Origin of the sequence: Nocardia sp. XZ_19_231 (genome assembly GCF_015355705.1) — a bacterium.
GTDB lineage: Bacteria > Actinomycetota > Actinomycetes > Mycobacteriales > Mycobacteriaceae > Nocardia > Nocardia salmonicida.
Window position 1 is genome coordinate 783,360 of the sequence record NZ_JACUZI010000001.1, and the last position, 14,474, is coordinate 797,833.

General features: G+C 68.4%; 8 protein-coding genes. 7 read left to right on the top strand and 1 reads right to left on the bottom strand.

Going from position 1 to position 14,474, the window contains the following annotated elements; all coding sequences use genetic code 11:
* The first annotated feature begins 53 nt into the window (after window positions 1–53).
* The 4 genes from IBJ82_RS03440 to IBJ82_RS03455 all read left to right on the top strand — a co-directional run bounded on the left by IBJ82_RS03440 (window position 54) and on the right by IBJ82_RS03455 (window position 4,953).
* Entirely contained in the window at window positions 54–575 is a 522-nt protein-coding gene (locus tag IBJ82_RS03440; RefSeq protein WP_194824463.1) for a DUF4442 domain-containing protein, read from the top strand.
* Window positions 575–1,453, top strand: coding sequence for an alpha/beta fold hydrolase (locus IBJ82_RS03445; protein WP_194824464.1), 879 nt, complete (start codon window positions 575–577; stop codon window positions 1,451–1,453). Before IBJ82_RS03440 ends, IBJ82_RS03445 begins: the two co-directional genes overlap by 1 nt.
* Before the next feature lie 138 nt (window positions 1,454–1,591).
* Window positions 1,592–3,172 (top strand): PfaD family polyunsaturated fatty acid/polyketide biosynthesis protein, encoded by a 1,581-nt coding sequence (locus tag IBJ82_RS03450; RefSeq protein ID WP_194824465.1) that lies wholly within the window; start codon window positions 1,592–1,594, stop codon window positions 3,170–3,172.
* Complete coding sequence (locus tag IBJ82_RS03455) at window positions 3,169–4,953, top strand: long-chain fatty acid--CoA ligase (RefSeq protein WP_194824466.1); 1,785 nt, start codon at window positions 3,169–3,171, stop codon at window positions 4,951–4,953. Before IBJ82_RS03450 ends, IBJ82_RS03455 begins: the two co-directional genes overlap by 4 nt.
* Here IBJ82_RS03455 and IBJ82_RS03460 read toward each other — a convergent pair.
* On the bottom strand, window positions 4,950–5,480 hold the full coding sequence (locus tag IBJ82_RS03460; protein WP_082843840.1) for a PaaI family thioesterase: 531 nt from the start codon (window positions 5,478–5,480) through the stop codon (window positions 4,950–4,952). The genes IBJ82_RS03455 and IBJ82_RS03460 overlap by 4 nt on opposite strands.
* A gap of 214 nt (window positions 5,481–5,694) precedes the next feature.
* Here IBJ82_RS03460 and IBJ82_RS03465 point away from each other — a divergent pair, with 214 nt between their 5' ends.
* From IBJ82_RS03465 to IBJ82_RS03475, 3 genes are read left to right on the top strand one after another with little or no spacing between them, the layout of a single operon-like run.
* Window positions 5,695–6,897 carry an NAD(P)/FAD-dependent oxidoreductase gene (locus IBJ82_RS03465; protein ID WP_194824467.1) on the top strand — a complete coding sequence of 401 codons (1,203 nt, stop codon included), beginning with the start codon at window positions 5,695–5,697 and terminating at the stop codon, window positions 6,895–6,897.
* The gene (locus IBJ82_RS03470) at window positions 6,884–7,495 is read left to right on the top strand and encodes a GDSL-type esterase/lipase family protein (protein WP_370585126.1); all 612 of its coding nucleotides are present in this window, start codon (window positions 6,884–6,886) and stop codon (window positions 7,493–7,495) included. The genes IBJ82_RS03465 and IBJ82_RS03470 overlap by 14 nt, the downstream gene beginning before the upstream one ends.
* A gap of 23 nt (window positions 7,496–7,518) precedes the next feature.
* Window positions 7,519–14,472 (top strand): type I polyketide synthase, encoded by a 6,954-nt coding sequence (locus IBJ82_RS03475; protein WP_194824468.1) that lies wholly within the window; start codon window positions 7,519–7,521, stop codon window positions 14,470–14,472.
* Window positions 14,473–14,474 lie beyond the last annotated feature (2 nt).

Below are 14,474 nucleotides of genomic sequence, written 5' to 3' on the forward strand. Positions count from 1 at the left end.
TGAGATCGGCAATGGAAATCCGAATCGACGGCTGCGGGTGGTGCAATTAATTCATGGCACCTGAACTGAAAACCTCAGCCACCCTCGGTTCGGTATTCGAGGCGATCGATCCGGATAATCCCGACTTCTTGCACCTGCAGCGAATTGTGAGCAAGTTGGTTCCTTTCGGCACCCACGCGGGTACCGAAATCACCGAAATCGGTCCGCACCGCGCGATCGTGGAGATTCCCGACGAGCCCTACATCCTCAACCACCTGCGTACCGTGCACGCGGGTGCGCAATTCCTGGCCGCCGATATCGCCGGCGCGTGCGCGTTCGTGGGCGCGCTGGCGTCACGGTTGTCGGCCATCGACACGTTGGTGCTGCGTGACGCGCGGCTGTCGTTCCGCAAACCCGCCATCGGCCGGATCCGGGCGATCGGGGTCATCGACCCGAGCGACGTCGCGACGGTGCTGGCGGCCGAGGGCGGCCAGCGGCTGGACGTGGACGCGCGGGCGCTGATGTACGACACCGCGGGTGTGCTGGTCGGCAAGGTCGCGCTCGACTACGTCTGCACCCTGGCCCCGGAGGCGTGATGAGCGAGCAACGCACCGAGATCGCCGGGCTGGAAGCGACCACCGTCGCGACCTCCGACGGCGCCGCCCTGTCGGTTCGCTTACTGCCGCAAGCGGATCCGGCCGCACCCGTCGTGCTGATCCTGCCCGCCATGGCCATCAAGGCCAAGTACTACCTGCCGCTGGTCACGGCCTTGCACACGGTCGGGCTCACGGCCGCGGTCCTCGATCTCCGCGCGCAGGGCGAGAGCAAGCCCGCACTGGGGGAGGGCCCCGGGTTCGGCTATCGCGAGCTGATCGAGGTCGATCTGCCCGCCGTGGCGGACGCGCTGCGCGAGCGTTTTCCGCAGGCGCCGCTGCACCTGTTCGGCCACAGCCTCGGCGGACAGCTCGCACTGCTGTTCGCGGCGGCCGAACCGGAGCGGGTCGCGAGCATCACGACGATCGGCACCGGTTCGGTGTACTGGTGGTCGTTCGAACTGCGCAGGCGCCTCGAGGTGCTCGCGAGCGGACTCTCGGTCGGTGCCATCACCCGGCTGCGCGGCCGGTGGACCGGCGGTCGCGGCATCGGGCCGATGACCGCGGGCGTCATGCTCGACTGGGCACGTCACCTGCGGACCGGTAACTACCGGCCCAGTGGCAGCACACGCGACTACGACCGGTTGCTGCGCGAACTCACGCTGCCGGTACTGCTGATCTCGCTCGACGGCGACCCGCTCGGCCCCGAGTCCACGGTGCGCTTCCTGAGCAAGCGGATGGGCGCGGCGCAGCAGCACCGCTGGCACATCGACCGGACTTCGGGCTTCACTCACATCGGCCATGCGTCCTGGGTGAAGGACAGCGGTCTGGTCGCGCCCGCGGTCGCGGCCTGGGTTACCGAAGGTCGACCGCCCCGGTAGCGAGGTCCGACAACTCCCAACCACTCCCGACCACTCCCGACCGCTCCTCGGCGACGACGGTGTCGTTCGCGGCGCCGTCCGTCTGCGGCACCTCTCGCTAACGACCTCTGCCCTCGGGCTCTCAGAAGGATTGGCACAGTGACGACTTCCCTTGCACCCTCGGCGCTCGCCAGGGACGACAACTCCATCTACCGCGCGCTGTCGGAATTGGACAAGCCGGTATTCGTGGTCCGTGACGATGCCGGTGTCGCGGTGACCACCGACGCAGGCACCGCTCGCGGCAAGCAAGTGCTGGCCGCCGCTCCGGCGTTGCGCCCGGAAACGCTGGGCAACAACGAGTTCCGGCAGACCCACGGCGTTGGCTACGCCTACCACGCCGGCGCGATGGCCAACGGGATCGCCTCGGCCGCGATGGTGGTGGCGATGGCGCGCGCGGGCTTGCTCGCCTCGTTCGGCGCCGCCGGTGTACTGCCCGCTCGGATCGACGAGGCCTTGGCCACGATCGGCCGCGAAGCGCCGGGAAAACCCTTCGCCTGCAACCTGATCCACAGCCCCAGCGAGAACGCGCTGGAGCGGGCGATCGTGGACGCGTGTCTGCGGCACGAGGTGCGCTGTGTCGAGGCATCGGCGTTCCTCGACCTGACCCCACAGGTGGTGCGCTACCGGCTGGCCGGACTGCACCGCGACCCGAACGGTCAGGTGGTCGCCCGAAATCGGTTGATCGCCAAGGTATCTCGCGCCGAGGTCGCCGAGCTGTTCCTGCGTCCGGCGCCGGCGCATCTGGTGCGCGGACTGCTCGACGCGGGGGAGATCACCGCCGAGCAGGCGGAGTTGGCGGCGTCGATCCCGATGGCCGACGACATCACCGGCGAGGCGGATTCCGGTGGCCACACCGACCGTCGTCCGCTGGTGGTGCTGCTGCCCTCGCTGCTGGCGGTGCGCGAACGGATACAGCGCGAATACGGCTACGCGCAGCGCGTTCGAGTCGGTGCTGCCGGTGGCATCGGTACTCCGGCCGCCGCCGCGGCGGCCTTCGCGATGGGTGCCTCCTACGTGGTCACCGGGTCGGTCAACCAGGCCACCGTCGAAGCAGCGCAATCCGAGACGGCGAAGCGGCTACTGGCCGCGGCGGGTGTCGCCGACACCACCATGGCGCCCTCCTCGGACATGTTCGAACTCGGCGTCGACGTGCAGGTGCTGCAACGCGGCACGATGTTCGCGAGCCGGGCCCGGCGCCTGTACGACACCTATCGTCGCTACGACGGCATCGACGCGATCCCCACCGCCGAACGCGCCGAAATCGAGCAGCGGATCCTGGCCCGCTCGTTCGACGAGGTGTGGAACGACTGCCTCGGCTACTTCCGCGAGCGTGACCCCGAGCAGATCGAGCGCGCCGAGGGGAACCCGAAACGCCGGATGGCACTGATCTTCCGGTGGTATCTGGGCCGGTCGTCGGGCTGGAGCACGGCCGCGACGCCCGATCGCACCCTCGACTATCAGATCTGGTGCGGACCCGCGATGGGTGCGTTCAACGACTGGGTCGCCGGAACCTACCTGGCCGCCCCGGCGCACCGCCACGTCGCCGAGGTCGGGCTGCAGATCATGCACGGTGCGGCGTTCGCCACCCGCGTGAGTCAGTTGCGTGCGGCGGGCGTGCGGCTGCCGGGTCGCTGCTCGACCTACGTTCCGGCTCCGCTGACCAGCATCGAGTCACGATGAGCAGCGCCGTGCAGGGCCACCGAGTTGTGCAGGAATACACGGTCGAGCCGCTGGTCACGATGGCCGACGACGACAACTTGGCCAACGTGGTGTTCCGCAAGGCCGAGGCCGACCCGTCGGCCGTGGTGTTCAGCCGCAAGACGGCCGAAGGCTGGCTCGACGTCGGCTACGACGAGTTCGCCCGACTCGTCCTCGGACTGGCGAAAGGACTGGTGGCCAACGGAATCAGCGCGGGTGATCGGGTGCTGATCCTCGGTGGGACCAGTTTCGAGTGGTCGGCGGCGGACTTCGCCGTGCTGAGCGTGGGCGCGGTAGCCGTGCCCGTCTATCCGACGTCGTCGGCCGAACAGATCCACCACATCGTGGCCGATGCCCGACCCAGCGCCTGTTTCGTGGAGACGGACGAACAACGCGAGCTGATCGCCACGGCCGCGGGGCAGGCGCTGGGTGGGCGGGGCTGGCTGCTCGGCTCGTCGTTGCCCGCGCTGATCGAACAGGGCGCGGCGGTCGCCGACGCCGAGGTCGCAGGCCGTCGGCAGGGGGTGCGCGCCGATGATGTCGCGACGATCGTCTACACCAGCGGCACGACGGGCGTCCCCAAGGGCTGCCTGCTGACGCACCGCAACATCTTCGCCGCCGCGGCCAACGTGGTCGAACTCCTCGACACCGTATTCCGGCGCACCCCAGCAGATCCCGCGTCGACACTGCTGTTCCTCCCGCTCGCGCACGTGTACGGGCGGGTCGTGCAGTTCGGCTGTGTGCTGGCCGGGGTTCGTACCGGTCTGGTCGCCACCCCCGCGCAACTGCCCGCCGAACTGCCGATCTTCCGGCCGACGTTCCTGATCGGCGTCCCGTACGTCCTGGAGAAGATCCGCAAGGCGGCACGCCAGGCGCTCGGCGGCGATCGATACGACGCCGCCGAGGCGGCGGCGATCGCGGTCGGCCACGCGCACCGACGCGGTGAGCAGCCCCCGGCGAGCGCGGTGATCGACGCGGAGATCGGCAAACAGTGGCGCGGCATGCTCGGCGGACGGCTCGAGCACATGGTCGCGGGCGGCGCCTCGCTGGAACCGTCGACGGCGGACTTCTTCACCGGGATCGGCGTGGAGATCATCGGCGCGTACGGCCTGACCGAAGCCTCGTCGACGGTCAGTATGAGCGCGCCGCACGCCAATCGCGCCGGCGCGGTCGGTCGGCCGGTGCCGGGCACGACCGTCGCGATCGCCGACGACGGCGAGATCCTGGTCCGTGGCCCGCAGGTCTTCCCCGGGTACTGGCCCGACGGCGGGCACCCGGCCGAGAACTGGCTGGCCACCGGCGATCTCGGCCGACTCGACGAGGACGGATTCCTGTTCATCACCGGTCGGCGCAAGGAGATCATCGTCACCAGTGGTGGCAAGAACGTCGCGCCCGCGCCGCTCGAAGACCGGGTTCGCCTGCACGCCTTGGTGAGCAACTGCATGCTCGTCGGTGAAGGCCGGCCGTATGTGACCGCGCTGATCACCGTCGATCCTGTTGTGCTGACTCGCTGGGCCGCGGAGCAGGGCGTCGATCTGTCCGGCGGTGTCCCGACCGACGACGCCAGGTTGCTCGCGGAGCTCTCCGTCGGGGTCGAGGCGGCGAACCGGCTCGTCTCCCGTGCGGAGTCGATTCGCCGGTTCGCCGTTCTCGCGGAGGACTTCTCGATGGAGAAGGGGCAGCTGACGGCGTCGCTGCGGCTGCGTCGCGCGGCGATCGAAGCCGACTTCGACGCCGTCATCGCCTCGCTGTATCCGGACTAGGCCGCGCCCAGCCAGCAGAAGTACTCGAGATCGACCTTCGCGAGCAAGGCGCCGCTGTCGTCGTGCAGCAGGGCCTTTCCGGTGATATCGAACTGCTCCTCGGTCCTGCGTCCGACCACGTCGGCCAGGATCGGGGAGCTCACCGTGCCGCTGGCGCGGATCCGGCCGCGTGCGGGTCGGAAGAAGGTGGCCTTGGTGCCGCGGAGCACGAAGGTCCGCACGTGCAGGATGCGCGGCGCGATGATGCCGGAAAACGCACCGGCACAGGCGACTTCGGCGGCCAGGAACAGCGCCCCCGCATGCACGGTACCCAGGTGATTGCTCATCGTCGGCGCCTCGGGGATCTCGGCCACCGCCGAGCCGGGTCCCAGTTCGGTCATGCGCACTCCCACCAGATTCACGAACGGCACGAGGGTGTCGACGGTCTTGCGGATCTGTTCGTAGTCCGGCGTCGCGGCGCCGGTCATATTCGTCAGCCGAGCTTGCGCCGCGGCGATTCCGGGGGCCGGTTCATTTCCAGTTGGCATGCCCCAATTAGCCCATATCAAACCGTTTTTCGTGATGAACGGAAGTTGAATTCAACTATTCATCCGAGCTGCCGGATCGCTAATAATCGACTCCATTGTTCGAGAACGTCTATTCATGTAATCCGAATAGAAATCGGTGCGCGAATCATGCGGTTCATCTCCGTAAAATCGTCACCGGGGCCATAAGCGTTTCATTTACTGAGGAGTCACCCTGATGTATGACGCGATTGTTGTCGGCGCGCGATGCGCGGGTTCACCGGTCGGCATGTTGCTGGCGAGGCAGGGACATCGAGTCCTGGTGGTGGACCGTGCCACCTTTCCCAGTGACACCATCTCGACGCACTACATTCAGCAGCGCGGGCTGGCCCGGCTGGCCCAGTGGGGCCTGCTCGACAAGCTGATCGCCACCGGTGTGCCGGCGATCAAGCGCATGACGGTGTCCTACCTCGACATCGTCATCGCGGGCTTCGCCGATCCCATCCAGGGCATCGATGCCACCTACGCGCCGCGGCGCACCGAACTCGACGCGATCCTGGTCGAGGGCGCCGAGGAGGCGGGCGCCGAAGTTCGCACCGGCTACACCGTCAGCGAACTGATCATCGAAGACGGCGTGGTCGTCGGTATTCGCGGTTCGGTAGCCGGTGGTGAGATCGCCGAGGAGCGGGCCCGCATCGTGATCGGCGCGGACGGCACCAACTCGTTCGTCGCCAATGCTGTCGGCGCCGAGACCTATACGAAGGTCGCGGCCGAGTGCTTCATCTACTACAGCTACTTCAGCGGCCTGTCGCAGACCGAGTTCCACAGCCGCATCGGCGACAAGCAGCAGATCGGCATCTGGCCGACCCACAACGACCAGACCCTCGTCGCGGTCATGCGCAAGATTGACACCTACTCCGATTTCCGCGCCGATGTCGAGGCCAACTTCGTGAAGGTCGCTCGCGAGATCCTTCCCGAGTTTGCCGAGGAACTGGTCACCAAGGGCAAGCGTGAGGACCGTTTCTACCCGATGCGGTATCCGGACAACTACCGCCGCCAGTCGCACGGCGAAGGCTGGGCGCTGGTCGGGGACGCGGGCTACCACAAGGACCCGTTCACCGGACTCGGGATCTCCGACGCGTTCGACTACGCGGCACTGCTCGCCGAGCGGGTGCACGAGGGTCTGACCGAGCAGCGGCCGATGGCCGAGGCACTCGCCGATTACCAGCGCGAGCGTGACGAGAAATCGCAGTCGGGTTTCGAATTCACCTGCACGATTTCCACGCTCGAGCTGACCCCGCAATTGCTGGCCGTTTTCCGTGCGCTGGAAAACAACGAAGAATATGCCAAGGACTTCTTCGCGATGGTCGGCGGCGGCATGACCGGCGAGGAATTCTTCGCGCCGGAACGCATCGCGAAATTGCTCGGTGCCAACGTATGAGCTGATGGTGCTCGGCGACAGTTTCGCGGAGGGGCGCGGCGGTTCGGTCAACGCCGACGGCTCCTTCGCGGGATTTGTCGCGCACGTCGAGCACCTGCTCGGAATCTCCGGCGCGACGCTGAACCTCGGTTCCTACGGGGCCACCACGCAGGATGTCATCGACCGGCAGCTGCCGGTCGCCCTCGCCGCCGATGCTCCGCTGGTCGGCGTGATCGTCGGCGGAAACGACCTGGTCACCGACTACGACCCGGATCGCTTCCGCCGCAACCTCCGTCAGATCTATGCCGGGTTGGCGCGCCCCGATCGGCTGGTGTTCACCACGAACTGGCCGAATATCCCGGACCGCCTGCCCGGCCTGCCCGAATCCGTCCGCACGGTGTTGCGGTCGCGATTCGCGCAAGCCAACGACTATCTCGACGACCTCGTCCACGAGTTCGATCTCGTGCGACTCGATTTGGTGAACGCACCCATCACCGCGGACCCGGTCATGTGGTCCCCGGACGGCATGCATCCGAGTCCGGCGGGCCATCAGCTCATCGGAACGGCGATGGCCGACCTCATCGACGAGGTACGGACTGTGCGAGTTTCGCAACTCTGAGCAGAAGACAAGGGATAGCAACCATGAACGACCACCTTCGGCACTCCGAAGACCCGGCCATGACGAGGCGACTAGCCGACAATCCGATCGCGATCGTCGGACTGAGCGGACTGTTCCCGATGGCCGCCAACTTCCGTGACTTCTGGCAGAACGTCGTCGACGCCGCGGACTGCATGTCCGACGTGCCGGCCACGCACTGGAACCTCGACGACTACTACGACGCCGATCCGACGGCGCCCGACAAGACCTATTGCCGCCGTGGCGGTTTCGTGCCCGAGATGCCGTTCAGCGTCACCGAGTTCGGGCTGCCGCCCAATCAGCTCGAGGTCACCACGGTCGTGCAGCTGCTGAGCCTGCTCGTGGCCCGTGACGTGCTCGCCGACGCGGGCGCCGTCGGGTCGGACTGGTACCGGCCCGAGCGCACCGGTGTGGTGCTCGGCGTCGCCGGGCCGACCACCTTGTCGCACCCACTGGCCGCCCGCTTGTCGACGCCGGTGCTCAAGGAGGTCATCCGCAGCTGCGGGCTGACGCAGGCCGACGCCGAGCAGATCGCGCAGAAGTACGCGGACGCCTTCCCGTCGTGGGAGGAGAACTCGTTCCCCGGTCTGCTGGGCAATGTGATCGCGGGCCGGGTCGCCAACCGGCTCGACCTCGGCGGGATGAACTGCACCGTCGACGCGGCGTGCGCGAGTTCCCTGTCGGCGGTGCACGTCGCGATCAGCGAACTGGTATCCGGTCGCGCCGACATGATGATCACCGGTGGCTGTGACACCGAGAACTCGATCTTCGGCTACCTGTGCTTCAGCAAGGTCGGGGCGCTGTCGCGCTCGGGTGTGATCAAGCCGCTCGACGACAGTGCCGACGGCACCCTGGTGGGCGAGGGCATCGGCATGATCGCCCTCAAGCGCCTTGCCGACGCCGAGCGCGACGGTGACCGGGTGTACGCGGTGATCAAGGGCATCGGATCCTCGAGCGACGGGCGTTTCAAGAGCATCTACGCCCCGCGCGCCGAGGGGCAGCAGGCGGCGCTGCACCGCGCCTACGAGGACGCGGACTGCTCGCCCGCCACGATCGGACTGTTCGAGGCGCACGCCACCGGCACCCGCGTCGGCGATCAGACCGAACTCGCCGCGTTGAACGCGGTGCTGCGCGAGGCCACCGACGAGACCGGCTACGCCGCGATCGGCAGCGTGAAATCCCAGATCGGCCATACCAAGGGCGCCGCCGGTGCGGCCAGCCTGATCAAGCTGGCGCTGGCGTTGCATCACAAGGTGCTGCCGCCGACGATCAATGTCACCGCGCCGAACAAGGCACTCGACGACTCGTCGCCGCTCTACATCAACACCAGGACCCGGCCGTGGATCCGCGATCCGCACCGGCCGCAGCGTCGCGCGGCCGCGTCGGCGATGGGCTTCGGCGGCACCAACTTTCACGCGGTGCTCGAGGAAGCCACCGGCGATCGTGGAAGTACCCGCACGATGCACCGCACCGCGCGAGTGTGGCTGTGGCACGCCGCGTCCACCGCCGAGCTGGCGAGCCTGCTCAGCTCGGGTGCCGATCCCAACGGCGACGCCGGGATTCCGGACGAGCACGCTCGCGTGGGATTCGTGGCGCGCGACGAGCAGGAAGCTTCGGCACTGCGCGCACTGGCGGTGACCGAATTGGCCGGTGACGCCGAGGAGTGGAACCATCCGCGTGGCATCGTCTTCCGTCGCCGGGCCATGCCCGATCTGAAGATCGGCGCGCTGTTCGCCGGTCAGGGCAGCCAGTACGTGGACATGGGTCTGGCGGCGGTCCTGAACAACCCCACCGTCGCGACCGCCTTCGACGAGGCCAACGCGGTGTTCGCCGACGCGGCCCGGCCGCCGGCCGCAGTAGTGTTCCCGCCGCCGGTCTTCGACCCCGAGCTGCGCAACGCCCAGGAAGCGACGCTGCGGCGTACCGAATTCGCCCAGCCCGCGATCGCGGCGTTGTCGGTGGGGCAGTACCGGTTCCTGTCCGAGCGCGGCCTGAACTGCGCCGGATTCATGGGCCACAGCTTCGGTGAACTGACCGCGCTGTGGGCGGTGGATTCGCTCGACACCGCCGACTACTTCACCCTCGCCAGGGCGCGCGGCGCGGCGATGGCGATCGACACCGACACCGACGCGGGCACGATGGCCGCGGTGCAGGCCGACCGCGAACAGGTCAGCGCGATCCTCGCCGATCATCCCGATGTGAGCGTGTGCAATCACAACGCACCCGACCAGGTGGTGGTCGGTGGCGGCACCGCGGCCGTCGCGGAGTTCGTCGCGGCGGGCCGGGCGCGCGGGCTGACCGTGCGTGAGTTGCCGGTGGCCGGCGCGTTCCACACCCGCTACGTCGCCCACGCGGTCGAGCCGTTCAAGGCCGCGGTGAAGAGCGTCGGTATTCGTGCCCCGAAGGCCAAGATCTACGCCAATTCCCGTGACGCCGAATACGGTTCGCGGGTGGCGACCAACCGGCGGGTGCTCACCGAGCAGCTGCTCGAGACCGTCGAGTTCGTGGCAGGTCTACAGGCCATGCAGGCCGACGGCTGCAACGTTTTCGTCGAGTTCGGGCCGAAGGCCACGCTCACCTCGCTGGTGCGCCGGACTCTCGGCGCCGAGGTGATCGCCCTCTCGACCGACCAGGGCCCGACCGGCGACAGCGACGTGGCGCTCAAGAAGGCCGCGCTGCAGCTGGCGGTGCTCGGTGCGCCGATCGTCGATATCCACCGCCACGACGCCGCACCGTTCGCGGTGCCGGAGGCGCCCGGCATGGTGGTCCGGCTCAACGGCCGCGATTTCGTACCGGAATCCCGTAAGGAGCTCTACCGCAAGGGAATCGAGGAGCACGTCGTGTTGGAAGCTGTCACGCAGGCGCGGGTGGACGCCGAAGCCGATGCCGCGGCGCAGGCGCAGGTGGTCGCGCAAGCGCACGCCGCGGCGCAGGAGCGAGTCGCGGCCGAGTCCTACGCCGCCGCGCAGGCGGCCGCGGAAACGCACACCGCCACTAAGGAACTGGTGACTGTCGAAGCTCCGGCTTCCACGCAGGTCCGGGCGGGATCGGCGGCAGGGTCGACGGTCGGAGATCGGTCCGCGACGGGACTCGACGCGGCCGCCCAGCAGCACCTCGACATCCACAGCCGGTACGCGGAGGGTCAACTCGAGGTCGCCGAAGGGCTGGTCTCGGTATTGCGCGACGCGCAGCGGACCGGCGGTGCCGATGACCGCCTCCACTCGACCGTGCACGCCATCAAGGAACAGAGCCTGGCGATCGGCCGAACCCACGTCCGGGTCAACGAGATCCTCGCTTCGCTGTCCGGCCTCGAATACGGGTCCCCGGCGCCGACCGTCGAGGTTCCGAGCCGGAACGGGACGAACGGCTACCACGCCGAACTGCCCACCGGAAAGGGAAACGGCAGCCACACCCACGCGGCAGCGCTGCTCGACCATCAGGCCGCCACGCGCCCCACGGTGCCCGAGAGTTTCCCACAATCGACTGCCCCGCAACCGAATCCGGCTCCGACGGCGGTTCCTGATGTCGTTGCCGACTCGGCTTCGGCGCGCCAGACGCTCGAATCCGCGGCGGCGCCCGCTCGAACGCTGCCTGTCGTAGCGACCGAGACCCCGGCGCTCGATGCCGACGCGGTGTGGACGGTGTTGTCTCAGGTCGTTTCGGAGAAGACCGGCTACCCGCCGGAGATGCTGGCGCTGTCGCTGGATCTGGAAGCCGACCTCGGCGTGGACTCGATCAAGCGGGTCCAGATCATGGGTGCGGTCGGTGAGCGCATCGACGGTGTGCCCGCTGTGGGCCCGGAGCAGGTCGCAGAACTGCGAACCCTGAGCGACATCGTGGACTTCGTCGCCGCATCCGTGGTTTCGGGGCCGAGTGTCGCGCCTTCGACGACCGGTCCGGCGCTCGACGCCGACGCGGTGTGGTTGGTGCTGTCGCAGGTCGTCTCGGAGAAGACCGGCTACCCGCCGGAGATGCTGGCGCTGTCGCTGGATCTGGAAGCCGACCTCGGCGTTGACTCGATCAAGCGCGTGCAGATCATGGGCGCGGTCGGTGAGCGCATCGACGGAGTGCCGGCTGTCGGTCCCGAACAGGTCGCGGAGTTGCGAACCCTGAGCGACATCGTCGATTTCGTCGCCGCCTCGGCGGCTTCCACACCGAGTGGTGAACCGGCGACCGCGGCGGTGGTCGATGCCGACGCGGTGTGGTCGGTCTTGGTGCAGGTGGTGTCGGAGAAGACCGGTTATCCGCCGGAGATGCTGGCGTTGTCGTTGGATCTGGAAGCGGATCTGGGTGTGGACTCGATCAAGCGGGTCCAGATCATGGGCGCGGTCGGTGAGCGGGTCGACGGTGTGCCCGCTGTCGGTCCGGAGCAGGTCGCGGAGTTGCGCACGTTGAGTGACATCGTCGAGTTCGTGGCCGGCTCCGCTGCCCCCGCAGCGACCACGTCCGCGTCGGCTGCCCCCACGGCCCCCGCGTCGGACAGCGATCGTGGGCTTCAGCCGGGATCCGATCGTGGTGGGATCGAGGACGATCCGGTGCTGCTGCGGATCGTGCCGGTCGACCTTCCCGACATCGACCGCGTCACCGAGCCCTACGCCGCGCAGCGGACAGCCTTGATCGTCGACCATGGTGACGACACCGCGGCGACTCTCGTGAGTGGCCTCGAGCAGCAGGGATGGACCGTGCACACGGCCTCCGTCGTGGCCGCCGACAACGCCGGCGTGGCCGCCTGGGACGGTGCCACCGTGCAGGGGGCGATCGAGTCCGCGCTGAAAGACGTTGTGCGGCTGGATCTGTGCCTGACCGTGCTGCCCGCGGACAGTCAGTGGCTGGTGGGTGGTCATCGGCTCGCCGATACGATCCACACCGCCACGCTGGTGCACGACCGCCTGGTGGCGACCGCCGAAGCCGGTACGCGGGCGGCGTTCGTCACGCTCACCCGCATCGACGGCGTGCTCGGCCACCGAGGTGATCGAGCGGCTGCCGCCGCCGTTGTCGGCGGGGTCAGCGGTCTGGTCAAGACCCTCGCGCAGGAGGCCCCCGGCCTGTTCTGCCGGGCACTCGATCTCTCGCCGCAACTCACCGACGAAGCGCTGGTCGAAACCCTCCTCGCCGAACTCGACGATGCCGCGACCGACGCTCGCGAAGTCGGGGTCGACGCCGAACGGACCCGTCGGACACTGCGCCCGCAGGCGGTCGACAGTGACGCCGCGGCAGCAGAACTCACCCTCACCACCGACGACGTTCTCGTCGTCACCGGTGGCGCACGGGGAGTGACGGCACGGTGTGTTCGTGAGCTGGCCGCTCGCAGGGCCTGCGAGTTCATCCTGCTCGGACGCACCGAACTCGACGACGAACCGGAATGGGCCGCAGGTGTCGCCGACGATGGTCTCAAGGCCGCCGCCATCGCCGCCGTGCGCGCCGCGGGTGAGCAGCCGACACCGAAGCAGGTCGACCGGCTCACCCGAAACCTGCTGGCACAGCGTGAGATCCGCGCGACCGTCGAAGCGGTGGCCGAGACCGGCGCACGAGTGCGCTACCTCGCGGTCGACATCACCGATATCGAAGCCACCGAGCGGGCACTCGCCGAGGACGCGGGCCGGGTCACCGGCATCGTGCACGGTGCGGGCGCACTGGCCGACTCGCTGCTCCCCGCCAAAACGGCCGACGACATCCGCCTCGTCCTCGCGACCAAACTCGACGGGCTGTACAACGTGGTCAGCGCCCTGCGCGACGCCACGCTCGGCCATCTCATCCTGTTCGGGTCGGTAGCCGGGGTCTACGGCAATCCGGGTCAGGCCGACTACGCGGTCGCCAACGAAGCCCTCAACCGGGCGGCGGTGAGCTGGCGGCGACAGGGTCTGGCCGGCCATGTCACCACCGTCAACTGGGGCGCCTGGGACGGTGGCATGGTGACCCCGCAACTGCGCGAGGTCTTCCTCGCTCGCGGTGTCGCCCTGCTCGGGATGGACGCCGGTGCGCGGATGTTCGCCGAGCAGTTCGGCTCCGGTCGCTCCGACGACGTGTCGGTGCTGGTCGGTCCTGCCGCTCCGCTGGCCACGGACGTAACCATTATCCCGACAAAGCCTTTCACCACCCGTCGTGATCTGGCAGCACTGGCCACCGACCCGGTGATCGGCGACCATCGGGTCGGCAAGTTCCCGGTGTTCCCTGCGGCCGCCGGGCTCGGCTGGGCGATCAATGTGCTCGAGCGCGCCAACCCGGGCCTGCGGGTGGTGGAATGCACCGGTTTCGAGGTGCTGCGGGGAATCGTGTACGACGGAAAGGACGAGCGGTCCTACCGGCTCGAGGTGCAGGCGGGCACGGTCGTCGACGACCGACTGAGCATCACGGTCTGGATCCGCAGCGACGAACCCGGCAAGACGCTGGCGCCGTCGCACTTCACCGCGACGTTCGCCCTTGCCGCCGAAACATGGCCCGCCCCGGTACTTTCCGGCTGGCGGGGCTACGCGATCGGTGAAGGGGTGGAGGACGGCCTCGACGTCTACCGTGCCGCGGATCTGTTCCACGGGCCCCTGCTGCAGGGCGTGCGCCGCATTCTGGAGCGGGCGGAGCGTCGACTCGTCGTCGAGGGCAAGCTCGCCGACACCCGGATCGGTACCGGCAATTACGCGGGGGCACTGCACAGTCCGGTGCTGGCCGATGTCGCGATCCAGTCCGGTGCGCTGCTCGGGGTGTGGTTCATGAACTCGGCCTGCCTGCCGCTGTCGGTCGGGCGGATCGAGTACTTCGCCCCGCTGCCCGACGACAGTCCGTTCGTGATCGTTGTCGACGACCTGCGTGCCAACGCGAGCGGCACGGAGGTCACCGTGACGGTCACCGCGTGTGATCCGAACGGCACTGTCCTGCAGCGCTACAGCGACCTCGCGGTGATCGCCACGCCGGAGATGACCGAGAAATTCGCCGAGGCCGTGCGCTTACGTGAGCAGCGCGCGTGAGC

What these genes read in the sequence shown, in the direction of transcription:
- IBJ82_RS03445 (WP_194824464.1), top strand. Translation starts at nt 575, where the DNA reads ATGAGCGAGCAACGCACCGAGATCGCCGGGCTGGAAGCGACCACCGTC.
- IBJ82_RS03460 (WP_082843840.1), bottom strand. Translation starts at nt 5,480, where the DNA reads ATGCCAACTGGAAATGAACCGGCCCCCGGAATCGCCGCGGCGCAAGCT.
- IBJ82_RS03455 (WP_194824466.1), top strand. Translation starts at nt 3,169, where the DNA reads ATGAGCAGCGCCGTGCAGGGCCACCGAGTTGTGCAGGAATACACGGTC.
- IBJ82_RS03440 (WP_194824463.1), top strand. Translation starts at nt 54, where the DNA reads ATGGCACCTGAACTGAAAACCTCAGCCACCCTCGGTTCGGTATTCGAG.
- IBJ82_RS03475 (WP_194824468.1), top strand. Translation starts at nt 7,519, where the DNA reads ATGAACGACCACCTTCGGCACTCCGAAGACCCGGCCATGACGAGGCGA.
- IBJ82_RS03465 (WP_194824467.1), top strand. Translation starts at nt 5,695, where the DNA reads ATGTATGACGCGATTGTTGTCGGCGCGCGATGCGCGGGTTCACCGGTC.